Source organism: Variovorax sp. J22R115, from assembly GCF_030317005.1.
In the GTDB taxonomy this organism is placed as follows: Bacteria; Pseudomonadota; Gammaproteobacteria; order Burkholderiales; family Burkholderiaceae_C; genus Variovorax.
On sequence record NZ_JASZYM010000005.1, the window covers coordinates 325,373 to 348,313 of the forward strand.

Annotated in this window: 23 protein-coding genes; 8 read left to right on the forward strand and 15 right to left on the reverse strand. The window is 64.7% G+C overall.

Features of this window, described 5'->3' with window-relative positions; all coding sequences use genetic code 11:
- Positions 1–151: 151 nt before the first annotated feature.
- On the forward strand, positions 152–643 hold the full coding sequence (locus QTI04_RS11370) for an H-NS family nucleoid-associated regulatory protein (RefSeq protein WP_286598454.1): 492 nt from the start codon (positions 152–154) through the stop codon (positions 641–643).
- Between the two features lie 4 nt (positions 644–647).
- Here the strand turns inward: QTI04_RS11370 and QTI04_RS11375 are convergent, their stop codons facing one another.
- The 6 genes from QTI04_RS11375 to QTI04_RS11400 all read right to left on the reverse strand — a co-directional run bounded on the left by QTI04_RS11375 (position 648) and on the right by QTI04_RS11400 (position 8,850).
- Positions 648–893 carry a hypothetical protein gene (locus tag QTI04_RS11375; RefSeq protein WP_286598452.1) on the reverse strand — a complete coding sequence of 82 codons (246 nt, stop codon included), beginning with the start codon at positions 891–893 and terminating at the stop codon, positions 648–650.
- 145 nt (positions 894–1,038) lie between these two features.
- Entirely contained in the window at positions 1,039–3,975 is a 2,937-nt protein-coding gene (locus QTI04_RS11380; protein WP_286615692.1) for a C1 family peptidase, read from the reverse strand.
- A 125-nt stretch (positions 3,976–4,100) separates the two neighbouring features.
- Positions 4,101–5,150 (reverse strand): ABC transporter permease, encoded by a 1,050-nt coding sequence (locus QTI04_RS11385; protein WP_286598450.1) that lies wholly within the window; start codon positions 5,148–5,150, stop codon positions 4,101–4,103.
- The gene (locus QTI04_RS11390) at positions 5,150–5,890 is read right to left on the reverse strand and encodes an ATP-binding cassette domain-containing protein (RefSeq protein ID WP_286615693.1); all 741 of its coding nucleotides are present in this window, start codon (positions 5,888–5,890) and stop codon (positions 5,150–5,152) included. Before QTI04_RS11390 ends, QTI04_RS11385 begins: the two co-directional genes overlap by 1 nt.
- 5 nt (positions 5,891–5,895) lie before the next feature.
- Positions 5,896–6,888: a substrate-binding domain-containing protein gene (locus tag QTI04_RS11395; RefSeq protein WP_286615694.1), complete on the reverse strand. Its 993-nt coding sequence runs from the start codon at positions 6,886–6,888 to the stop codon at positions 5,896–5,898.
- A gap of 102 nt (positions 6,889–6,990) precedes the next feature.
- Positions 6,991–8,850, reverse strand: coding sequence for an acyclic terpene utilization AtuA family protein (locus QTI04_RS11400; protein WP_286615695.1), 1,860 nt, complete (start codon positions 8,848–8,850; stop codon positions 6,991–6,993).
- A gap of 142 nt (positions 8,851–8,992) precedes the next feature.
- Here QTI04_RS11400 and QTI04_RS11405 point away from each other — a divergent pair, with 142 nt between their 5' ends.
- From QTI04_RS11405 to QTI04_RS11415, 3 genes are read left to right on the forward strand one after another with little or no spacing between them, the layout of a single operon-like run.
- Entirely contained in the window at positions 8,993–10,168 is a 1,176-nt protein-coding gene (locus QTI04_RS11405; protein WP_286615696.1) for an acyl-CoA dehydrogenase family protein, read from the forward strand.
- Between the two features lie 18 nt (positions 10,169–10,186).
- On the forward strand, positions 10,187–11,806 hold the full coding sequence (locus QTI04_RS11410; RefSeq protein ID WP_286615697.1) for an acyl-CoA carboxylase subunit beta: 1,620 nt from the start codon (positions 10,187–10,189) through the stop codon (positions 11,804–11,806).
- A 20-nt stretch (positions 11,807–11,826) separates the two neighbouring features.
- The gene (locus tag QTI04_RS11415) at positions 11,827–13,809 is read left to right on the forward strand and encodes an acetyl-CoA carboxylase biotin carboxylase subunit (RefSeq protein ID WP_286615698.1); all 1,983 of its coding nucleotides are present in this window, start codon (positions 11,827–11,829) and stop codon (positions 13,807–13,809) included.
- Here the strand turns inward: QTI04_RS11415 and QTI04_RS11420 are convergent.
- From QTI04_RS11420 to QTI04_RS11430, 3 genes are read right to left on the reverse strand one after another with little or no spacing between them, the layout of a single operon-like run.
- Positions 13,793–14,281: a hypothetical protein gene (locus QTI04_RS11420; protein WP_286615699.1), complete on the reverse strand. Its 489-nt coding sequence runs from the start codon at positions 14,279–14,281 to the stop codon at positions 13,793–13,795. The two genes, QTI04_RS11415 and QTI04_RS11420, sit on opposite strands and share 17 nt — an antisense overlap.
- 19 nt (positions 14,282–14,300) lie before the next feature.
- Positions 14,301–15,134 (reverse strand): DUF2092 domain-containing protein, encoded by an 834-nt coding sequence (locus QTI04_RS11425; protein WP_286615700.1) that lies wholly within the window; start codon positions 15,132–15,134, stop codon positions 14,301–14,303.
- Positions 15,135–15,187: 53 nt separating this feature from the next.
- Entirely contained in the window at positions 15,188–15,796 is a 609-nt protein-coding gene (locus QTI04_RS11430) for a TIGR02281 family clan AA aspartic protease (RefSeq protein WP_286615702.1), read from the reverse strand.
- 135 nt (positions 15,797–15,931) lie between these two features.
- Between QTI04_RS11430 and QTI04_RS11435 the strand changes: the two genes are divergently transcribed.
- Positions 15,932–16,072, forward strand: a complete 141-nt coding sequence (locus QTI04_RS11435) for a hypothetical protein (RefSeq protein WP_286615703.1) — start codon at positions 15,932–15,934, stop codon at positions 16,070–16,072.
- A gap of 12 nt (positions 16,073–16,084) precedes the next feature.
- On the opposite strand, the gene QTI04_RS11440 is transcribed toward QTI04_RS11435, so the two are convergent.
- Positions 16,085–16,318, reverse strand: coding sequence for a hypothetical protein (locus tag QTI04_RS11440; protein ID WP_286615706.1), 234 nt, complete (start codon positions 16,316–16,318; stop codon positions 16,085–16,087).
- Positions 16,319–16,546: 228 nt separating this feature from the next.
- On the opposite strand from QTI04_RS11440, the gene QTI04_RS11445 reads away from it, so the two are divergent.
- Positions 16,547–17,677, forward strand: coding sequence for a glycosyltransferase family 1 protein (locus QTI04_RS11445; RefSeq protein ID WP_286615743.1), 1,131 nt, complete (start codon positions 16,547–16,549; stop codon positions 17,675–17,677).
- On the opposite strand, the gene QTI04_RS11450 is transcribed toward QTI04_RS11445, so the two are convergent.
- Entirely contained in the window at positions 17,662–18,144 is a 483-nt protein-coding gene (locus tag QTI04_RS11450; protein WP_286598436.1) for an NUDIX domain-containing protein, read from the reverse strand. The two genes, QTI04_RS11445 and QTI04_RS11450, sit on opposite strands and share 16 nt — an antisense overlap.
- Before the next feature lie 107 nt (positions 18,145–18,251).
- Between QTI04_RS11450 and QTI04_RS11455 the strand changes: the two genes are divergently transcribed.
- On the forward strand, positions 18,252–18,842 hold the full coding sequence (locus tag QTI04_RS11455) for a hemerythrin domain-containing protein (RefSeq protein ID WP_286598435.1): 591 nt from the start codon (positions 18,252–18,254) through the stop codon (positions 18,840–18,842).
- 9 nt (positions 18,843–18,851) lie between these two features.
- Here QTI04_RS11455 and QTI04_RS11460 read toward each other — a convergent pair whose 3' ends face one another.
- Together QTI04_RS11460 and QTI04_RS11465 are read right to left on the reverse strand one after the other, a co-directional pair.
- On the reverse strand, positions 18,852–19,859 hold the full coding sequence (locus QTI04_RS11460; RefSeq protein ID WP_286598434.1) for a TRAP transporter substrate-binding protein: 1,008 nt from the start codon (positions 19,857–19,859) through the stop codon (positions 18,852–18,854).
- A 59-nt stretch (positions 19,860–19,918) separates the two neighbouring features.
- Positions 19,919–20,548, reverse strand: a complete 630-nt coding sequence (locus QTI04_RS11465) for a hypothetical protein (protein WP_286598433.1) — start codon at positions 20,546–20,548, stop codon at positions 19,919–19,921.
- A gap of 159 nt (positions 20,549–20,707) precedes the next feature.
- On the opposite strand from QTI04_RS11465, the gene QTI04_RS11470 reads away from it, so the two are divergent.
- Positions 20,708–21,541, forward strand: coding sequence for an IclR family transcriptional regulator (locus QTI04_RS11470; RefSeq protein ID WP_286615707.1), 834 nt, complete (start codon positions 20,708–20,710; stop codon positions 21,539–21,541).
- Here QTI04_RS11470 and QTI04_RS11475 read toward each other — a convergent pair.
- Positions 21,538–22,422, reverse strand: coding sequence for an SMP-30/gluconolactonase/LRE family protein (locus QTI04_RS11475; protein WP_286615709.1), 885 nt, complete (start codon positions 22,420–22,422; stop codon positions 21,538–21,540). The genes QTI04_RS11470 and QTI04_RS11475 overlap by 4 nt on opposite strands.
- Before the next feature lie 220 nt (positions 22,423–22,642).
- Complete coding sequence (locus QTI04_RS11480) at positions 22,643–22,873, reverse strand: hypothetical protein (protein ID WP_286598430.1); 231 nt, start codon at positions 22,871–22,873, stop codon at positions 22,643–22,645.
- Positions 22,874–22,941 lie beyond the last annotated feature (68 nt).

Below are 22,941 nucleotides of genomic sequence, written 5' to 3' on the forward strand. Positions count from 1 at the left end.
TTTGTCACGTTCGAGGGAGTTTGAAGGCGAAAAAAATAGCATTGTTCGCCCAGAAAAACAGATGTTTCAAAGAGGGAAAAGGACTCTTCTGGAGGCGTCATGACCGTTGGGATTAAGCTACGCCTCTTGATTGATTAGACAAAGACGACTTATGACCCAAACTTATTCACAACTTCAGAAGAAGATCGCGACGCTGCAGCGACAGGCCGATGCCCTTCGCGAGAAAGAGGTCTCAGGCGTGATCTCGCGCATCAAGGTGGCGATCGATCACTACGGATTGACCGCGCACCAACTCGGTTTTGGCGCTGCGCCTGCCGCCGTCCGGAAGTCCGCGACGAAGAATGCAGCCACAGTCAAGGGCGCCAAATACAGCGATGGCGATGGCAATGCTTGGTCGGGTCGCGGGCCACGTCCGCATTGGCTTCGCGATGCATTGGCCTCGGGCCGATCGCTCGACGAATTCATGAGCGGCACTCCGGCCGCGCCGGCCAAGAAGGCCAAGACTCGCAAGTTCAAGCGCCGCCCGTCGTCCGTGCTCTATCGCGATGGCAGCGGACACTCATGGACTGGCCGCGGGCCTCAGCCGCGCTGGATGAAAGAGGCCTTGGCCAGCGGAAAGACGCTCGAGGACCTGAAAGGCTGAAGCCTCAGACCAGTGCGCCGGGCATCGTCATGATGTCCCAGGCGCCGCCGAAGCCACTCGGAATGGGGCGATCATCCGTCGCCTTGATGGCGCCCAGCACCTGACGCCCAGCCTCCTGCGCCGCCTGGTACGAAGGCAGCGGCCCGGACGCGGAATCGATGAGGGTGGGAGAGAGGCGAAGCCACCCTCCCGTCAGAACGATCATCCAGTAGTAGTGCCCGGCGATGGGTTCTTCGACGACGAGGCTCAAGGCTGGCTTCATTCGCTGTGAAATCGGGTTCATGCGGTCCGTATTGGATCGCGGAGCGGATCGGACTCCCAAGGTAGGAAGTCACGACCGCCAGAGAAAACTGCGGCGCACGGGGAACCCTGCCGCCGCTCCATTCCTGAGCGACCTAGAAGCCGCGCAGATCGTCGATGGGCATGGCGAGCTTCGCGTCCCCCGTGATGCGCAGCACGGTGCGGCTTATCACGTCGATGTCGTTGTCGAAGCTTCCGTGCGCGGCGGGGATCATTACCGGCTTGCCGTTGACGTCGATCGCCGCCTTGACCTGTGAGGCCGTCACCTTCGTGGTCCGGTCGGCGAGGGCGCTGTCCTCGGCCGCCTGTCGCCAGGCCTTGAGCGCATCGCCCGTGTCCGAGGTTCCATCCCAACCCGTATCGTTCGCATCCGTGACCCGGTCCAGGCCGAGGATAGGCGCATGCACGTCGGCCTCCAGTGCGTTCGAGACCATGTAGAGCAGCGACTTGCGATAGATCGCAGCCACATTGTCGTCACGCTCGACCTTGTCCGCGAGGATGTCCAGGTGGAGCCGCTGCATCACTTCCTGGTTCTTCGCATAAGTGCGGTTGGCGAAGTCCACGCTGCATGCCGGCGCGAACAGGCTCAGCGAAGTGAGCCTGCTCCAGAGACCCTGGTCCCTTCCACTGTCTCTCCGCAGAGCCAGTGCCTTGAGCATGTGGCCGATGGCGATGGAACCGGCCGAATGGCCGGCGACGTGCAGTTCGAAGTCGCTGCCCCATGTGCCGGCGAGGTTCGATAGCGCGTCCAGCAGGAGATCCCCGCCGCGCCGTTCCACGAAGGCGAGTTCGGCGTTCTCCTTCATCTCGCTCCAGATCGGCTTCGCTCCGGGCCGGGCGATGGTCTTCTCGATGGCGAGATCGCTCGCATCCGTGACCCAGCCCGGCGCGCCGGCCACGGCAGGCTGCTTGCGGAACATGTCCGTGATGATGTCGGTCAACGACTCCAGCAGGCCGGTCTTCCACACGAGAAGGATCGGATAGCAGCCGTTCCCGATGAAGTAGCGTCCCATGGCGCTCGCGCGCTTGATGGCCGTCGCTTCATTGTTGAGGCCGCCGTGCGCATACAGGACCAGGCGCTTGCGCTGGCCCCCTTGCTGGCGAAACCATGCGTCGGGCAGCACGTAGGCCTGCTGCTGGAGCTTTCTCGGCTGCTCGTCCTCGGTGAGGTACCGGCTCACGCGGCCGTCGTTGCCGAGAACGACGCTGTGCTGGTAGGCGAGGCTGGTGTCCCACCACTTGCTCCTGTCCGCACCGGAGCGTCCGACATCCACGCCGCTCGATCCCGCGGCCGCCAGCTGGCCGGCGATGACGCGCGGAACACCGAGCGACACGACCCAGGCATCCATCGCATTGGCCAGCCAGTCGAGATAACCCAGCACGGCGAAGCCGCCCGCACCAAAGCTCGTGCCCCAGGAGTTCTGGAGGATGAAGCCGTGCTCGTTGTAGCCGACGAAGGCGAAGGCGTGGCCGCCCGATTCCGACTTCCGGCCGTCGAACTCGATGACCGGCACTTTGGAGTGATCCGACGGAGCATCGAACGTGGGGACGGTGTCCCAGCCGTCGTGCGTGTAGGCCGACGCGAAGATGGCGCCATGCTGCGAGATCGCGGCCTGCAGGTCCGTGATCGAGCTGGTGTCGATCCGGTAGTAGACCCCCAGCGTGATGTTCGCGGCTCGCTTGGCGAAACCATACTTCGGCGCCGTGGCCTTGCCCGCTGTGTAGGGCCAATCGGATTCCAGGCAGACGCCGTGATTGAACCAGCCCTTGATCGCGCCGCGGCAGGTCGAGCCTTCGTAGTTCTCGCCTTCGTACTCGTCGTGGCGCCGCGCGAGGGTGTAGAGCATCCGGGGGCTGACCGAGGTCATGTCCGGGGGCGTGCGTTCCTTGATCCAGCGCATGTAGTTGATCACGCAGGTGAGCCCGAAGCCGGTGCACGCCCCCTCACGGCCCTGGGCGAGGATCAGGTTGGCCCTGGTGTAGCTCGGCAGGTAGTGGAACTGTTCGATGGGCGGGTAGACGTCCGGCAGGCTGACTGCCGGCGGCATGTACAGGCGGTCCCGGATGTCGGCGGCATCCTTGCGGGTCAACGAGTCCTTGCTGCTGCGCGGACGGGCCGAGCGAGATGCAATCGATCGGGTGGCGCTCGCCACGGCGCGTCGGGCGGCAACGCCCGGCCTGCCCGCGGGGATGCTGCCGGCGGCGGCGATGGTCAGCTCGTCCTTCCAGACGGCCTTGGCGCGGAGGAACACGTCCCGGAAGCTGTCCAGGCCGTGCGAGCCGCCATTGACCAGCCTGCGGGCAGCCTTGTAGTCGTCCTTCGCGATCGCGGCGCGGAACGCCGTGGCCTTGTCCTGGAGAAAGAGGGCGAGCAGCACGGCTGCGATCTCAGGCGCATTGGCCATGTCCGGCATGGCCGCGAGCTGAAGACCGACGTCCTTCCCGTACTTGACGTAGTTGGCCTTGCCCGTCAGCTGGACGAAGCCGCGGCCCTTGTACTTCGCGCCGTCCCCCGGCGCGCCGTTGCCGATGTCCTTGCGCAGGTCGTAGAGCCCATAGGGCGGACCGCCGGGCGCGGTGTTGAACTTGGACTGGAACTCCGAGATCGGCACGAAGCCTTCGGTCTCCGCGCGGATGGTGCCCAGCGCACCGAGAATCATGGCGGGGTCGGTGAGGTGCGCCACGCCCAGTGCCGAACTGATGTAGGGCAGGTAGCGCGCAATGTTCGCGGGCTTGGTGGCCGGGAACACCTGGCTCACCTTGCCCACCGTCAGCGGGAGCGAAAGGCTGGCTTCGACGTCGGGAATCAGGTCCAGCAGCATCTGGCATCGCGGCCCGACCACGCCATCCGCGATGACGCCGATGCCTGCCTGCCATCGCTTGATCGCCGCGTCGAAGTCCTCGTCGATCGGAGTGCCCGGCTTGCCGAGCGAGGGGAATCCGGCCGCTTCGCTGCCGAGTGTTGCTGCAAGCGCCGTGCGCAGCTTGTCGACGTCCGCGCCGCTGCTTCCTTTGAGCATCAGGATGTCCATACGTCTCTCTCCAGCCTCGGCGCGACGCAGGGCGACGCTCGTCGGGGCACTGCCCATCGTGCAGAAATCCTCCGCGAATCGTCATTCTACAAACGGGGTATGACGGAAGGGCAGTGCGGTGCCGTTCAGTCGTTCGCGCCGCGCGCACGCAGCCGGTCGAAGAGCACCGCGACGATGATGAAGCTGCCGACGAAGGTGCCTTGCCAGAAGGTGCTTATGCCCAGCAGGATCAGGCTGTTGCGGATGACCTCGATCAGCGCCGCTCCGACCACCGCGCCGAACGCGGTACCGATGCCACCCGTGAGATTCGTGCCGCCGATGACCGATGCCGCGATCACCGACAGTTCCATTCCCTGGCCGAGGCTGGTGGTGACGGTGCCGAGCCAGCCGACCTCCAGGATGCCGGTGACGCCTGCGCACAGGCTGCAGAACATGTAGACGCTGACCTTGACGAACTTGACGGGCACGCCGGTCATGATCGCCGCGCGTTCGTTGCCGCCGATGGCATACAGGTACCGGCCCCAGCGCGTCCAGCGGAACAGAAAGCTGGCGATGACCAGCAACACGATCAGGAACAGCACGGGACTGGGCACCCGGATCACATCGACGAAAGGCAGGTCGAGATTGACGAAGCCACCGCCCAGTGCCAGCAACTGCGGCTGGTCGGGGCCGAACTGATAGACCATCCGGTTGTTGGACAACACCATGGCCAGGCTGCGCGTGATCGACAGCATGCCCAGCGTGACCACGAAGGGCGGCACACCGACGTACGCGATCATCACGCCGTTGAACGCGCCGACCAGCAGCGAGGCGCCGAGCGCCAGCGGGATCGCCACCCAGATCGAGGTGCCCGCGTTCATGGTCATGCCGATCACCATGCCCGAGAGCACGAGCACCGCGCCGACCGAAAGGTCGATGCCGCCTGTGATGATGACCGCCGTCATGCCGATCGCGATGATCGCGACGAAAGCGAAATTGCGCGTCACGTTGAAGAGGTTCTGCTGTGTCGCGAAGACATCGCTCGCCAGCGACAGCACGACGAAGGCCACGACTGCGGCCACCGACACCCAGAAGGTCTGCTGGCTGACGAGCCAGCCCAGCCAGGTGCGGTGTGTCCGCCGGCCTATCGAATCCTGGAGGCTTGTCGCCGCATCGAATTCGCCGGGGAGGCTCATCACGCGGTCCCGATGGCGCCGGTGATGAGGCCCGTGACCTCTTCCGGCGAACTCTGCGCGATGGGCTTGTCGGCCACCTTCACGCCGCGGCGCAGCACGACGATCCGGTCAGCGACGGCGAAGACGTCCGGCATGCGATGGCTGATCAGCACGACCGCAATGCCGTGGTCCCGCAGCCGCCGGATCAGGCTCAGCACTTCGGCGATCTGGCGCACGCTGATGGCGGCGGTGGGCTCGTCCATCAACACGATGCGAGGGTCCGCCAGCCGCGTCCGCGCGATCGCGACGGCCTGGCGCTGTCCTCCGGACATGCGCCGCACGAGGTCGCGCGGCCGCGTCTCCGACTTGAGTTCGGCGAACAACTCCCCGGCGCGCTGGAACATCGCGCGGTAGTCCAGCACCCTGATAGGGCCGATGCCGCGCGTCAACTCGCGGCCGAGATAGACGTTCTCAGCGGCCGTGAGGTTGTCGCACAGCGCGAGGTCCTGGTAGACGATCTCGATGCCTTCCTCACGCGCGTCGGCGGGTTTGTGGAAGGCGACCTTGCGGCCCTCCATCGTCACCTCGCCCTGGCTCGGCGGGTAGTTGCCCGCCACGATCTTGACCAGCGTCGACTTGCCCGCCCCGTTGTCGCCCATCAGGCCGACGACCTCGCCGGCCCCGAGCGACAGGGACACATCGGTCAGCGCCTGGATGGCGCCGAAATGCTTGGAGACCCCTGAGAGCTCCAGGACAGCCATGGGCGTTACTTGGCCGGGCACTTGTCCAGGTTTGTCGGGACGCACTCGTCGAGGCCCGTGTAAAGCGGATCGTTCACCTTCTTGCCGGTGATCAGGTCGATCAGCACGGCCGGCGCGCGGCGGCCCATCTCGAAGGGCCGCTGTCCGACCTGCACATGGCTGCGGCCGGCTTTCAGCGCATCCAGTTGCGGCGGCAGCGTGTCGCCCGCGATGATGATCAGCTCCTTGGACTTGAGCTTCGGCATGACCTGGTCGGTCACCTGCGCGTAGGCCTGCGGCCCGAACTGCGCCCAACCGCCGACCAGGATGAACGCGTTCAGCTTCGGGTTCTTGGTGAACACATCCGCCATCTGCTGATTGGCGAGGTCGATCTGGTCGTTGGTGAAGAGCGGGCAGCCCGCGATCTCGGTCCATCCGCCTTCACCCTTGAGCCGGTCGATGCCCTTCTTGCCGCTGATGGTGTCGCGGAAGCCCGCGGCGCGTGCGTTGATGTTGTCTGCCGCCACGTTGCCGAGCTGCATGCAGACCGTGCCGCCCTTGGCGTTGAGTTCCTTCAGGTGCTTCGCCATGAGCACGCCCATGTCGTAGTTGTTGGTGCCGAGATAGGTCTTGCGCAGTGAGCGGTCGGCGGTGGCGAGATCGGCGTCGATCGTCATGATCGGCATCTTCGGGTTCTTGGCCTTGAGCATCGTGGCCATGGCCGGCGCGTTGGACGGCGAGATGGCGATGCCGGCAACGCCCTTGTTGATCAGGTCCTCGACGATCTGCACTTCGCCTGCCTCGTCGGCGCTGGATGCCGGGCCGGTGTAGAGGCAGGTGTACTCGGAACTGGCGTTTTCCTTGTTCCAGAGAGCGCACCCGTCACCGAGCACAGTGAAGAAAGGGTTGTCCAACCCTTTCACGACGACGGCGAGTGTCTTCTTTTGCGCCAGCACCGGAGCGGCGGCGAAAAGAGCGACCAGGGTGGCGCCGACAACCATGAGAACCGACTTCTTCATTGCGCGTCTCCTTCGTTGTGGATTTGCACTGTCGATCACTCTTGCATCGCGGGCCTGCTGCGGCATCTCCTGCGGGCTGGCTGCGGCCCAAGAGGAGCCCGACTATAGGACTGGCCCCTGGGCCTGTCGAGCGTGCTGACCCGTAGGTTTCGCGGTCGCGCATTGCACTGCAACAGACGCCGGCACGGAGATCGTCATATCGAGCAGCATCTGCGCCATGCCCTTGCCGAGCGGATCCATGCGCATCGACGAAGGGCCGCCGCCGTCGAGCGCATCGTGCAGCACGAGGTTCATCGAGGCGGTGCCCGGCAGGTAGAAGCGCTCGACCGGCCCATGGACGAGGTGCGAGAGGTAGTCGCGCACCGCTTGCTGGCTCACGCGGTCCCACAGTACGGGCAGCCATTCGGGGCGACGGGCAACCAGGCCGATGTTGGAGAGATCGCCCTTGTCGCCGCTGCGCGCCCAGGCGAGCTGGATCAGGCGCACATCCTCCTGTGGTTCGTCGGGGTTCCGATAGACAGCGGGAAGCTCGATGGCCGGAGCTTCCGCATCTTCTGCAAACCGAGGCACGGTCACCGGATGGCGCTCGCCATCGAGCACGAATGCCACCGGCACTGCCTCCTTGTCGAGCAGGAAGGAGAAAGGCTTGATCAATGGCGACACCGCCGGCCGCCCGCCACCGGGACCGGTCGTTCCGGGTGCCCAGGAGGTGCCCGCCGGAGCGATCTCGCGCGCGAACATGGCGAGCGCCGCCTTCTGCGGATGGTTCGCCACGACGCGCATCGTGACCTCGCGCACGCCGCGTGTCCGCGCGTGCGGGCCGTACAGCGACTCCGACCCGATCACCTCGATGCAGGTGGAAGTGAAGGGCGGCTGGCCGCTCTCGCGCAGGATGCGGCCGGTGCGCTCGATGATCGCTTCGGCTGTGCGCCGCGCCTTCTTCTCGGCGTCGATGCCGATGATCACCAGGCTGCCGGCGCAGCGAAAGCCATCGAGTTCGGTCGCCGAAACCTTGTAGGTCGGGGAGGGCTCCCGGCCCTTCGCGGCGCTGACGCGCACGCGGTTCTCGGCCTGCTGCTCAATGACCACATGGCGGAAGTCGCAGGTCACGTCGGGCAGCATGTAAGCCGCGGGGTCGCCGATCTCGTACAGCATCTGCTCGGCCACCGCGGCGCGGATCACCTTGCCGCCCGTGCCTTCGGGCTTGGTGACGAAGAAACTGCCGTCGGCATGACACTCCACGATCGGGTAGCCCATGTTCGCCCAGTCGGGGATGTCCTCCCAATCGGTGTGCAGGCCGCCGGTCGCCTGGCATCCGCATTCGATGATGTGGCCCGCGAGGCTGCCAGAGGCCAGCAGGTCGAAGTCGTCGCTGGTCCAGCCGAACTCGTGCATCAGCGGGCCGAGGGTGACGGCACTGTCGACGCAGCGGCCAGTAATCACCACATCGGCGCCCGCCGCCAGCGCGGCCGCGATCGGCAGTGCGCCAAGGTAGGCATTGGCGCTCAACACCTTCTCTGGCAGTCCTTCGCCGGTGTACATATCCGCCACGCCTCGCTCGCGCAGCACCGGCATCTGCGCGCTGACGTCATCACCTTCGACGACGGCGATGCGCAGCGAGATGCCCTCGGCCTCCGCCAGCGCCCGCAGCGCATCGGCGCACCCGTGGGGGTTGATGCCGCCCGCATTGCTGACCACCTTGATGCCCTGGCGCTTGACCTCGCCGAGCACCGACTTCATCGCGATGTCAACGAAGTCCGTCGCGTAGCCCATCTCGGGTCTCTTGGCCCGCGCCGCCGCGAGGATGGACATGGTCGTCTCGGCCAGGAAGTCGAACACCAGGTAGTCGAGACGGCCCAGCTTCACCAGTTGCGGCGCGGCCACCATGCTGTCGCCCCAGAAGCCCGAGGCGCCGCCGATGCGAACAATCTTCTGTGCGGCTGGAGGGCGGCGGCTGGTCATGGGTATTTCCTGGCTGTAGGGATGCGTTCAGCTTATCGGGATGCACCCTGAAAGGCTTGTGCCAAGTCGCTACGCCGTAGCCACTCCGCGCAAGACCGCGAGGAGTGCGGTAGCTAGTCTCCAGGGCCATGAGGAGTCACCCATGGAATTCCTGGACGCGCCGCCGCTGCCTTTCTATTTCAGTCCCGATCACGAGCAGTTCCGTGCCAGCCTGCGCGAGTTCATCGCCCGCGAAATCACGCCCTTCGTGAACGAGTGGGACGAGGCCGAGACCTTCCCGCGCTCGCTGTACCAACGCGCGGCCGAGATGGGCGTGCTGGGCCTGAACTATCCCGAGGAGTACGGCGGTACACCGGCGGACCTGTTCTATCAAATCGTGGTGGCCGAAGAGTTCGCCCGCTGCGGCTGCGGCGGCGTGCAGGCGTCTCTCAACTCGCACAGCATTGCGCTGCCGCCCATCCTTGTCGCCGGCAGCGAGACGCTCAAACGCCGCGTGCTCCCGCCAGTGCTCGCGGGGCAGAAGATCGCCGCGCTGGCCGTGACCGAGCCTTCGGGCGGCTCCGATGTGGCCAGCCTTCGGACCACCGCGATCCGAGACGGCGACCACTACGTCGTGAACGGCGAGAAGACCTTCATCACCTCGGGCATCCGTGCCGACTTCATCACGACGGCCGTCCGGACCGACCCTGCCAGCAAAGGCGCAGGCGGCATTTCGGTGCTGGTCATCGACGGCGATACGCCGGGACTGACGCGCACACCGCTCAAGAAGATGGGCTGGTGGAGTTCCGACACCGCTCACCTGCGTTTCGACAACTGCCGTGTCCCCGTCGCCCATCTCGTCGGCGAGGAGAACCACGGGTTCAAGACCTTCATGAACAACTTCAATTCCGAGCGGCTCTTCATGTCGGCGCTCGCATGCGGAATGGCCGAGGTCTGCCTGAAGGAGTCGGTCGACTGGACGCGTCAACGCATCTCCTTCGGCGCGCCGCTGTCGAAGCGGCAGGTCGTGCGGCACAAGCTCATGGACATGACCCTTCGCATCGATGCGGCGCGCACTCTCGTCTACGACCTGACCTACCGCATCCAGCACCAGCTCGACGACCCGGCCCGACTGGTGGCGCGCGTGTGCCTGGCGAAGGTCCAGGCCACGCAGGCGATGCAGTTCTGCGCCGACCAGGCCGTGCAGTTGCTGGGTGGCATGGGCTACATGCGCGGCACGCAAAGCGAGCGCATCTACCGCGAAGTGAAGGTGATGATGATCGGCGGCGGGTCCGAAGAGGTGATGAAGGACCTCGCCGCCCGGCAACTGGGCGTATAGGAAGGCAGGCAAAGGCACATGGCAACCATCGAATCGAACATCTCCGCCGCCGGCGACACCTTCCAGGCGAATCGCGAGGGCATGCTGGCCCTGATCGAGCGCATGCGCGGCTACGAAGAACGCAGCGCCGCCACTTCGGCCAAGTCGCGCGAGCGCTTCGAGAAGCGCGGCCAATTGCTGCCGCGCGAGCGCCTGTCGCTGTTGCTCGACCCCGGCACGCCTTTTCTGCCGATCTGCTCGCTGGCCGGGCTGGGCCTGGACAACCCCGACCTGGAGAAAAGCGTTCCGGGCGGAGGCGTCATCAGCGGCATCGGTTGGGTGTCGGGCGTGCGCGTCATGGTGAACGCTTCGGATTCGGGCATCGACGCCGGCGCGCTGCAGCCGATGGGCATCCCCAAACAGTTGCGCGTTCAGGAACTGGCGCTCGAGAACAAGCTGCCCTACGTGCAGTTGGTCGAAAGCGCGGGCGCCAACCTCATGACCTACAAGGTCGAGGAGTTCGTGACCGGCGGCAGCCTGTTCCGGAATCTCGCACGCATGTCGGCAGCTGGCTTGCCGGTGATCACTGTCACGCACGGTTCCTCCACGGCTGGCGGCGCTTACCAGACGGGCCTGTCGGACTACATCGTGATGGTGCGGGACCGCTCGCGCGCCTTTCTCGCGGGGCCGCCGCTGCTCAAGGCCGCCACCGGCGAGATCGCGACCGAGGAAGAGCTGGGCGGCGCGGTGATGCACACCTCGATCTCCGGCCTGGGCGACTACCTGGCAGAAGACGATCGCGACGCCATCCGCATCGCGCGGGAGATCCTCGCCCACATCGACTGGCATCGCGACATGCCGCCGGAACGCGCCGGCAAGTTCAAGCCTCCACGCTACGACGCCGAAGAGTTGCTCGGCATCATGCCGATGGACCCCAAGCGCCCGGTGAACATGAAAGAGGTGATTGCCCGTATCGCCGACGACTCGGAGTTCCTGGAGTTCGGCGAGAACTACGGCAGTGCCACCGTGGTCGGCCACTTCAAGATCGAAGGCCTGCCGGTCGGCGTCGTCACCAACAACGGCCCCATCGATCCGGCGGGCGCCACCAAGGCGACCCATTTCATCCAGGCCTGCTGCCAGTCGAAAACGCCGATCCTCTATCTCAACAACACGACGGGCTACATCGTCGGCAAGGACTACGAGGAGGCCGGCATCATCAAGCACGGCTCCAAGATGATCCAGGCCGTGACCAATGCAACGGTGCCGCAGATCACGATCTATTGCGGCGCGTCCTTCGGCGCAGGCAACTACGGCATGTGCGGACGCGGCTTCCATCCACGCTTCTGCTTCTCGTGGCCCAACGCCAAGACGGCCGTGATGGGCGGCGAACAGGCCGCGAAGACGATGGCCATCGTGACCGAAGCGGCCATGAGACGAAAAGGCGAGGTCGACCAGGCCAAGCTCGACGAGCTGGAGCGCCGCATCATCGACCGGTTCGACAGCCAGATGAGCGTGTTCACCACCAGCGCGCGCGTGCTGGACGACGGGGTCATCGATCCGCGGGACACGCGGGCCGTGCTCGCCAAGGTGCTGGCGATCTGCCGGGAAGCGGAGTTGCGACAGCCTCAAGCCATGCAGTTCTCGGTCGCACGCCCCTGAACATCTTCCGGACACGCTTCATGACCGTCTCGTCACCCGTTCTCACGCCTTTCCGCAAGATCCTGATCGCCAATCGCGGCGAGATCGCGATGCGGATCATCCGCAGCGCACGCGCCCTTGGCTACCGCACGGTGGCGGTGTATTCGACGGCCGATGCCGGCGCGCGCCACGTGCAGGAAGCCGACCAGGCCGTCTGCATCGGCGCGCCGTTGCCGGCACAGTCGTACCTGCGCATCCCGGGGCTCATCGAGGCCGCCAGGCTCACTGGCGCCGACGCGGTGCATCCAGGCTACGGCTTCCTGGCCGAGAACGGCGAATTCGCTCAGGCTTGCAGGGAGGCCGGCCTGGTCTTCATCGGCCCTTCGCCCGAGGCCATCGCCGCGATGGGCCACAAGGCCGGCGCCAAGGCGCTCATGCAAGCAGCGGGCGTGCCCTGCATCGCCGGCTATCAGGGCGACGACCAGGGCGAAGAGCGGCTGGCCGCCGAGGCCGAGCGCATTGGCTTCCCCGTGATGATCAAGGCGACCGCGGGTGGAGGAGGGCGCGGCATGCGGCTGGTGCCTTCGGCCGCCGAGTTTGCCGAACTGCTGCGCAGCGCGCGCTCCGAAGCGCAGAGCGCTTTCGGCGACCCGGAAGTGATCCTCGAACGTGCCATCGTGGAGCCGCGCCACATCGAGGTCCAGGTCTTTGCCGACCGCTACGGCCATGCGATTCATCTCGGCGAGCGCGATTGCTCGGTGCAGCGCCGTCACCAGAAGCTCATCGAGGAGGCACCTTCGCCGGCGGTGAGCGCGGACCTGCGTGCCCGCATGGGCGCGACCGCCGTCGCTGCGGTCCGGGCCATCCGCTACGAAGGCGCGGGCACGCTCGAATTCCTGCTCGACAGGGAGGGCAACTTCTTTTTCATGGAGATGAACACGCGGCTGCAGGTCGAGCATCCGGTGACCGAGGCGATCACCGGGCTGGACCTCGTCGAGCTGCAATTGCGCATCGCCGCAGGCGAGCCATTGCCACTGACGCAGGAGCATGTGCAGTTCAACGGCCATGCCATCGAAGTGCGGCTTTGCGCAGAAAACGCCAACGAGGGCTTCGTGCCGCAGAGCGGAACCATGGCATTGTGGAAGACGCCCGCCGGGCTGCGAGTGGAAGATGCACTGGAGTCAGGCGCCGAAATTCCGCCTTTCTACGATTCGATGATCGCCAAGTTCATCAGCCACGGCCGCACGCGCGACGAGGCGCGCCGGAAGCTCACGGCGGGCTTGCAAGACACGGTGGCGCTGGGCGTAACGACCAACCAGGCTTTTCTGCAACGTTGTCTGGAAGAGCCGGTCTTCGCCGAAGGTGGCGCCACCACGGCCTTCATTGCGCAGCACCAGCAAGCGCTGCTTGCGACGGACAGCGCCGTGCAAGGCCGCGCGGCGGCCCTCGCGGCGGTGCTTCTGTACGAGACGGGCGGCGATCGTCGTCCCAGGCCGCTGGTCCGCCGATTGACGCACACCCTGCCGATCTCGCTGCGCTTCGACATCGGCGGCCGAGCGCTGAATGCCAGCATCGGGGTCACGCGGGATCGCTCCTTCAACGTGAGCATTGCCGAGGAAAGCTTCGCGATCGACCTTGTCGAACTGGATGCAGTCTCCGTGCGCCTCGTCTGCGACGGCGTGCAGGAGAAAGCAGCCTTTCACCGCGACGGACCGATGCTGTGGCTGCACTACCGCGGCCTGCCCGTGCGGGTGGAGGACACGACGCGCTCGGCATCGGTCCGCCAAGGCGAAGCGGCTGGCGATGGCAAGCTGCGCGCGTCGATGAACGGGCGGGTGGTCGCGGTCATGGTCGGGATCGGCGACACCGTGCAAGCCGGGCAGCCGATCTTCACTCTGGAGGCCATGAAGATGGAGCACGTCCACTCGGCCCCCGTCGCAGGGAAGGTGACGGCCCTGCATGTCGCCACCGGCGATCAGATCGCAGCAAGCCGCATCGTGGCCGAGATCAGCCCGGCGGATTGACCACCACGTAGGTCACTTGCGACCCCGCGTACTGCGGCTGGTACCACGCGCCGCCACAGTTCTGGTAGGTGATGCCGTTGACCACCGCCGCCGTGCATGACGGCGGCAGGCTGCGCACGATCGAACCCACGGCGGCGGCTGTAATTGCCACACCGGCCGTCACCGCAGCCGCCGTGGCAACCGGGTGGTAGTGGTCGTCGTATCGGCCGCCGGCGACATTGACGTTGACGTTCTGGTTGACGTTCACGTTCGTGTTGCGATTGATGTTTGCATTGCGGTTGACGTTCGTGTTCGTGCTGACGTTGCGGTTCGCGTTGACGTTGTGATTGACGGATGTGCGCGCGCCGCCGCGCACCTGCCGATCCGCCTGGGCGTCCTTGACGAAGCCCAGGCCGCCGCACACGACGGCCGTGCCCAGGACGCAGCCGACGACGATCGATGAAGCGCTGCCTGTGAATGCGTGCCGGGTCATGGTGGCTCCTCGCGATGGTCTACTTGCCGGGGGTGTCGAGCGTGCCGTCGACCTTCTGGATCACGATACGTTGGCTGCCCGCCGGCGGCTTGAAATCGAAGATGCCCGCGGCAAACTTGGGCGCGAGGTTCCAGCGCATCAGGACCGAATGCTGCGGCTTTGCGGGGTCCGAGGTCGTGGTGATCAGCAGCTTGCGCGGTACCGGAGTGCGCCCTTGCTCGATCCAGATCTGCCAGTCGAAGCCGTCCTGCCGCAGCGCGAAATGATCAGTCAGGACGCCATCGACCTGCGTGACGCCGAGGAAGTCCGCGGACCTGATGCCGGAAGTGTCGACCTTGTCCGTGCCCCACGCGAAGAGGTCCGCGGCCGGCAGTTCGATGCCGTAGCGATCATTGAGGAGGTTGGCGACCTCCCTCAAGGTGGGCGGTGCCTGCACTGTCGCGTAGTACTTGGTCTGCGGATCGAAAAGGGTCGCGGTCCTGCCGTTGTAGACCAGCAGCTTGCGGTCGCCGCCATCGTCGGCCATGTCGGCATGAATGCCATTGGGCCGGCGTACTTTCAGTCGGGACGACCGGCCGACCTGCGCGAGTTGGTCGTTGTCGATTGAAGAACGCCCGGATCCACTGTCGCCGCAGGCGACGCAGCAGCCCGCTGACCTGGCGTAGGGCTCACAGCTTGCGCCGGTTTGCCTGCAGCCCCTGAAGCCGCAGGCGCTGCAGCCTGCTGAGCGCAGGAAATCAGTGCGATAGACGTTGCAGCCGCGGCCAGCCGCAAGGCCAAGGGTCCGGACATGAAGTTCATCGAAGCCCCTTCGAGTTGACAGTCGCCACGAAGAGCGGCCTCTCCAGACCATACGAGCTACCGATGTGGGGCGCAATTGCCCTCTGGTGCAATTGCATCGACACGCTATTTGCTGGCGATCGTCATCTCTCGGTCGTTCGCGGTGATGTCGAAGAGCGAAAGCAATTCTTGGCCGAGCACGGCATCTGTCGACTTGCGCCCGACCGGACCGACGAGCACTGTGGACACCGGCACCTTGAAGGGGCCGAAGGTCATCGGAACGCCCTCGATGCGGCGCCCGTCCACCACACCGGCAGCGGTCTGGATGCGGGCCGGCGCGCCGCCGATCAGGTTGGCCCGGGCAGCGAAGTTCTCGGTGACGGCAATGCCCGCCTGGACGGTCGCGCCTTTGTCGATCGCGAACTGGACCGGAAATCCGTTGACCGAGCCCTGAATCCAGAAGCGCCCGTCCTGGCCCACCGGCACGGTGATCTGCTTCGACCCATCGACCGCGATGAACTCGACTTTTCCCTTGGGCTGAAGCGTGTTGTCGACCAGGACACAGCCCTTGGGGGCGTTCTTGCCCTGGCCTGGCGGGACGTTCGTGTAGGTATTGCCGCATTTGAAGACGGGCTCCGCCCAGGCCGCCGACAGCGCGAGCGTCAGGCACAAGATCATGCCGGCGTGCATCGACGCGCCGCGCCACTTCCGCCTGCAACCGGACTTCTTCGACATGGCATCACCTCTCTCTATCCAGAGCGCTACTAGGCAAGCATGCATTTGATGACTACATTGCACAGGCGTCAAATCTCCGGTGCTGGCCTGGGGTTGAAGCACAACTTCCGAATGAGCTGCGTCACAGGAACATCGATGAAACGAATCACGATCGCTGTGCTGTTGCTGATGATCGCGGGCTGCACGGGCGGGCCGCCGATACAGTCATCGATCTGCACCATGCACCCTGGCAGCTTCCAATGCCAGGTCGAGCAATATCAGAATGCCGGGGGTTAGCGACAAGCCGCCTCAGCGCCACGCGGCGCCATGCACGGCGAGCAATCCGGAGCGTCCCGCGACCTCACCTTGAACCAGCAGGTGGCGCGGAAGATCGGACAGTTCGGTCGCTGCCGCGAGATCGCCGAGGGCGACCAGGCTATGGCCCTGCGCCTTCCAGCCTAGCAACAGACGCTCGAAGGCCGGCATGAGGTTCACGCCTTCAAGTTCGGCGTGCAGAGTGTAGACATGGTCCCTGTCCTTCATCGCGGGCTGCGGACCGCATGACTGAAGAAGCGTCTTCGGCGCCTGCCGACATACGGCGCCGTGTAGGCGAAGGATTGCCTGTCCGGGTACAGATTTCCGACGCCAAATGTAATTCCGAAGTAGTACAAGCCAACGAGTTGCGATGCCGCACCACACCAAACTCGAAAGGTCCATCGCTCGATGAAAGTCTTACTCGTAGGCAACTATGTGCCGGACGGCCAAGCCAGCATGCAGGCTTTCAGCCGCGTACTCGAGCGCGAACTTCCCAACCATGGCTGCGAGCTGCGCGTGGCCACGCCGCCGCGGCGCTTGCAGCGGGTGGCGCCGAATTCCCGCCTGTGGAAGTGGCTCGGGTATATCGACAAGTACGTCCTTTTCATCCCCAGCCTCGTCGTGCAGGCTCGTTGGGCAGACGTGGTGCACATCTGCGATCACTCCAACGGGATGTACGTGAAGTGGGTGAAAAGCAAGCCGACCGTCATTACCTGCCACGACGTCATTGCCGTCCAGGCAGCGAAAGGGATGGTCGCGGGGTGGAACGTCGCCTGGACTGGGCGCTTGTTCCAGCGCCTCATTGCCTCGGGCCTGGCAAAGGCTGACTTGATTGCGTGCGTCTCGAACGCGACCCAGCGCGCACTGCTGGGCCTGCAACTTGCGAACAACCAGCATGTGACGACGGTGCTCAACGGGTTGAACGACAACTTCTCGTTGTTGCGACCGGGCGAGGCCCAGCAGTTGATCGGTCGCCTCGGGCTGGCCGCGAGCGACCGCTATCTCATCCATGTCGGCATGGACTTGCCGCGAAAGAACCGCAAGGCGGTCGTGGAGACGTTCATCGCACTTCAGCGGCGGGCGGCCGAATCCGGTGCGGACCCCGTGGTCGATCGCCTGGTTCTCGTCGGCCCGCAGTTGTCTCCCGAACTGGCGCGCCTGGTATCGCAGCATGGCGTTGCGGACCGAATCACCGCCTTGCGAGACCTGTCGCATCAGGAATTGCGCGCGCTCTACGGCCGGGCCGCCGCCTTGCTGTTTCCGTCGCTCCAGGAAGGCTTCGGCTGGCCACTGATTGAAGCGCAGGCCTGTGGTTGCCCGGTGTTCACATCGGACCTCACACCCATGAATGAGATCGGAGGTTTGGGCGCGTGCTATGTGGATCCCCACGATCCCGAAGCCATGGCGCGTGCCATCGAGCAGGCGGCAGGGCGCTTTGACGAGATGCGCGCCTTGGGGTTGCTGAACGCCTCGCACTATTCGGCGAAGAAGATGGTCACGAACTACCTCGCTGCGTATCGCCGTGTGTTTGACGCCGGGCGATCTATTCCTGAAGGCCAGGGAGACGCACTTCAAGACCTGCCTTGACATCCCTCGAAGGCCAGGGCTTCCAGCCGTTCGATGAAGACGCGCTGCCCGGGGTGAATGCGCAGACGCGCCACTTCCGTCGTGAACCATGCCGCACGATCGGCCTCCGGAAAGGTCGTGAGCTTTCCGGAGCGGGGCGGCCATTCCACTTCCATGGTGTTCGAGACCATGTCCGCAGGGTCGCAGTCTCCCGGGAATGCCCAGGCTGAAATGATCTTGCCGCTGCGCAGGCGCGTCTCGCCAAGCGCGGCAAGCGGTGATCCGGGAGCGAAGCCGGTTTCCTCGGCGAACTCGCGCTTCGCCGCGTCGAGCGCGCTCTCGGTTTCGATCGCGTACTCGCCCTTGGGGAGGGACCAGGCGCCTTCATCCCGACGAGCCCAGAAAGGCCCGCCCGGGTGCACGAGCAGCACCTCCAGCAAGCCGCCGGTGCGGCGGTACATGAGCAGACCCGCGCTTCGCTTTGGCATGGGCGCATTGGATCATCATGCGCACGCCCAAGCGATCCCTTGATCTACGACAAGGTTGTCGGGTCCACGAGGTGAGAGGCTAGGGGAGCCATCCACCGGAGACTTGAATGACACACATGACCACCAGAATCATTCGCGAGGAGCACTCGGCTCTTTCGGCCATGCTTCGCTCGATCCTCCTGCTACTGGCCGAGCATCGTCGACAGGGCACATTGCCCGACTTTGCCGCCTTGCGAGCCATGCTCTTCTACGTCGACGAGTTTCCCGAAAAGCGGCATCACCGCAAGGAGTCCGAATTGCTGTTTCCGAAGCTACGGGCACGGACTCCCCTTTCGCGCGAATTGCTCGATCGGCTGGACGACGATCACGCGCGCGGAGAGCGAAGGATCCGCGAGGTCGAACATGCCTTGCTGGCGTTCGAGATGCTGGGCGAGGCGCGCAGGCAAGCGTTCGAACAGGCCGTCGAACGCTATGTCGACTTCTATTTTGCGCACATGGCATTGGAGGAGCGGGAGATCCTGCCCCTGGCCGAGAAGGTATTGACGCCGGACGACTGGCAGGATCTCGACGAGGCGTTCGGCGCCAACCGCGATCCGTTAACCGGCTGCGAACCAGAGCCGGACTATGACGCACTCTTCACGCGCATCGTCAACGCGGTGCCCGCACCGATCGGCCTGGGGGCGACGACGCATGTCTGACCGCGATCGTCATTGAATGGCCGCCTGGACCTTCGCCAGCTCGGTTCGATAGAGCTGGACGAGGGCCGGGTCATAGGACGCGGCAAACTTGTCCGCGACCGGCTTGGTCAACTCACGCATCTTGTTCAGGGTCGCCTGCGGCACGTCGTTGACGAGCATGCCCTTCGCTTCGAGTTCCTTGCGGGCGCCCGACGATGCCTCGCGACTGAGCTTGCGTTGATACGCGCCGGCTTCGGTCACCGCGTCCTGAATGATCTTCTGGTCGGCTGGCGAAAGCTTGTCCCAGACTTTCTTGCTGATCACCACCGGGTTGGCCGTGTACACGTGGTTGGTGACGCTCATGTACTTCTGCACCTCGTAGAACTTGCTGGTCAGCACGACGCTGAACGGGTTCTCCTGAGCGTCCATCGCCTTTGATTCGAGGGCGCCATACAACTCTGGGAAGGGCATCGGCACCGGATTCGTTCCGAGCGCGCCGAAGCTTTCGATGAACAGCGGATTCGGGATCACGCGCAGCTTCAGGCCCTTGAGGTCTTCGATGTTGACGATCGGCTTGCGGCTGTTGGTGAAGTTGCGGAAGCCCGTCTCCCAGAAGGCCAGGCCGACCAGGCCCTTCTCGGGCAGCTTGGCCATCAGTGCCTGGCCAAAGGGGCCTGCAAGAAGCGCATCGACCTGCTCGGCCTTGCTGAAGGAGAAGGGCACGTCCAGTAACGTGAACTCCTTGACCACCGCGCCCATGACGGTTGCGGAGGGCAGGGTGATGTCCTGCACGCCGCCCTGCACGGCGCTCAATTGCTGCTGCTCGCCGCCAACCGTTCCGCCGCCGAGTTCCTGCACCCGCATCTTGCCGCCGCTCTTGGCCGCGACGATCTCGCCCAGCTTCTGTGTCGCCAGCGAGATCGGATGGCCCGCCTGCACGACGTGGCCGAAGCGGATGATCTGCTCCTGGGTCTGCGCGGACGCGCCGGCAGAGGCTGCAACGAGTGCTACGAAGGTGAATAGGCTGCGAAGTTTCATGCGATGTCTCCTGTCTATGCGGGTAATGGGCTATCAGGCCGGTGGGCGCCGCTGGCGTCTCAGCTGACGTCGGCTGGCGTGGCCGAGTACGACAGCAAGAACCTGTCGCTGGTCTGGCCGGGCGCAGCGCCGAGCCGCACGAGCGACTGTTCGCTGAGGTCCGAACTCGTCAGCGCTTCGAGTACCGATGGGTCGTAGCCGAGGACGACGAAGACCCAGTCGGCCACCTGGTCGGAAGAGCCTCGGATCTTCTGCTCCGTCGTCTGGGCGATGGGCGGCGTCTCGTGCCTGAGGAGGTGCGCGCCCGTGAGGCCGGGCCGCGACACGAGTGTCGAGATCAGAGATGCGAGCGACGATCGAAGCTCATCGTCTCGCCCGGTGGCGGGCGAGAGGCGCACGGTCAGGGCCTGCCCCGCGACGCCGCCGCCGCGGGTCTCCAGCACGTGCGATTGGCATCGCACCATGTCCCGGTGGTGCGGCATCATCTTCGTCGACCATGGCGACGGCGCATTCAGGCGCTCGAGATAGGCCGGCGAGGACAGCGTTCCGTGCGCCTCCAGTTCATACATGACGAAGATGCCCTCGCCACCGCTCGCGCCCGTCCAGCGGGAGCCGCGGCGAAAGCCCGGGATCCCGAGCCGCTCCGGAAAATGCTCGTGGGAATGCCAGTCTTCGAACTCCGCCTTCATGGCGGGGTCCATCTCCCACCACATGGCCAGCGCTGCTCTTCCAAGTAAGGACATTGGATTCTGTGCCTCCGATTGAGTGGGGCGGATGATGTCAGAAAGTTGAAAGGCATTCAACTTTTCTATAGTATTCAAATTTTGAAAGCACAAGGCCAAGATTTCATGAGCGGAGCTCTCGAAAAATCGCTGGACATCCTCGAATACCTCACCGATTACCCCGACGGTGTCGCCCTCGTGCAGATCTCCACGGACCTGAACCAGTTGCGCAGCGGCTGTCACCGTGCGCTGCAGGAACTCATTCGCTACGGCTATGTGCGCCAGATGCCGCAGCGAGGCGACTACGCGCTCACCACCAAGATGGCGTCGATGGGACTCAGCTTCCTGAGCAAGTCAGGCGTTCTCGACATTGCCCAGCCGGTGATCGATCGACTGGCACAAGCCACCGGCGAGCTCGTGCGCCTCGCAATCGTGGATGGCGACCGGCTGACACTCGTCGCCAAGGCCCAGGGCGCGAAATCCGGCTTGCTGTATGACCCCGACATGGGCATCGACTTGAGACTGTCATGCAGCGCGGCAGGGCAGGCGTGGCTCATGACCTTGCCGGAAGACGTGGCGATCGAATACGTCTCGCGGCAGGGTATCGGCGAGCCGAAGGACTTCGGTCCCAATGCACCCACGAGCATGAAGGCGCTACTCAAGATCCTGGACGAGCATCGCAAGCGCCGCTTCAGCATCATCCAGGACGCCTATGCGCCCGGGATGAGTTCGATGGCCGCGCCCATCAAGCGCGCCAACGAATCCACGACGGGCGTCGTCATCATCGCCGGCCCCTCGGCCCGGCTCACCCTGAAGCGGATGATCCAGTTCGGCCCGGCACTTCTGGCTGCCGCGGAGGAACTCGTGGTGTCAGGCAATTCCTCTGCGCTGCTGAAGTCGGCCAACGTCGGCACCTGGGGCAACATCGTCACCAAACGGCGCGCCAAGACCGGCCGCTAGTCCGCTGCGCCGAACATCGCTTCGGGCAGGCCCTTCATACCGACATCCAGCGCCAGGAGTGCGCCTGCCAGCGGTTCATTGGCGAGGATCTCTGGCGCGATCATCTTGGTCGCCGTGGTGATGTAGAGGGTGCTCAGGTCCGGGCCGCCAAAGCACACGCACGTCGGGTTCGTCACCGGAAGCTCGATTACGCGATCGACCTTGCCGGTGGGCGTATAGCGGATCACGCGATGCCCGGCAAACACGGCATTCCAGACGCATCCGTCGCTGTCCACGCAGGCGCCGTCGGGCCTTCCTTTTTCGCTCGCGTAGTCGGCGAAGACCCGGCGATTGGACAGAACGCCATCGTCAGGATCGAGGTCGAACGCCCAGATCTTGAAACGCCGCGTGTCGGACATGTACAGCGTTCGATCATCGGGTGAGGTCGTGACCGAATTGGTCACGATGATGTCGTTGAACAGCCGGTGCACGGCGCCCGAAGGATCCACGCGATAGAAGCTTCCGAGTGGCTCCTGGATGGCCGCGTCCATGGTGCCGATCCACAGGCGGCCGCGCCGGTCGCAGCGGCCGTCGTTCAATCGCGTGCGCTTGTCGGCGGATTCCACTTCGACGAGCCGGTTCAAGGTCGAAGTCGCGGGTTCGAACCGATGAAGACTGTTGTCGAGTCCGACGACAAACCCGCCTTCGCGATGCAACGCAAGACTACCCGCGAAGGTGCTCTCGAACGGATGGACTTCATGCTTTCCGGTGCGTTCGTCGAATGACTGGAGCCTGGGCCGCTCGATGTCGATCCACCAGACCTTGTCGGTGCGCGGACACCACAACGGTGTCTCACCCAACTGGTCACGGGCATTGATGACGACGCGGACGGTGCTTGACAAGGTGGGGGCTCCGTAGCTGGGGGAGGGCGCAGTATCGGTTCGCTTGACAGGGGCCATGTTCCTCAGGGGTCCGATCTGCCTCATCGACCTGCCGGATGGCCGCTACACAGTCGAGGCTGAACCTCAGGGGAAGAAGCGGCAAACCCGCACGGTCGCCGTCGGCGGAGGACATCGTTCCGTCGAGTTCCGGTTCTAGGCTGATCTCCGCCAAGCGGGATGTCTAGATCAATGCCCGCAATCGGCGCTGGGCGCGGTCGAGTCCGACGACCAAGCGATTCTCGATACTTTCCGCCTCCGTGATTCGCTCGTCGAGCCATGCTGCATCCGTGCATCCGGCTTGGGACATCTTTTGCATCATGACGCCGATGAGGGCGTTTTGATCCGTGATCAACCCATCCCAGAGGTCAATATCCGCCTGGGCGCCTTGTATTTCCACATAGCTGGCCGTCATCGTTGTCTCCTGCGCGCTTGGCTGCATAGGCGTAGCGGCGTCAGTTTGCGAAAAGGCAGGAGGCCAAC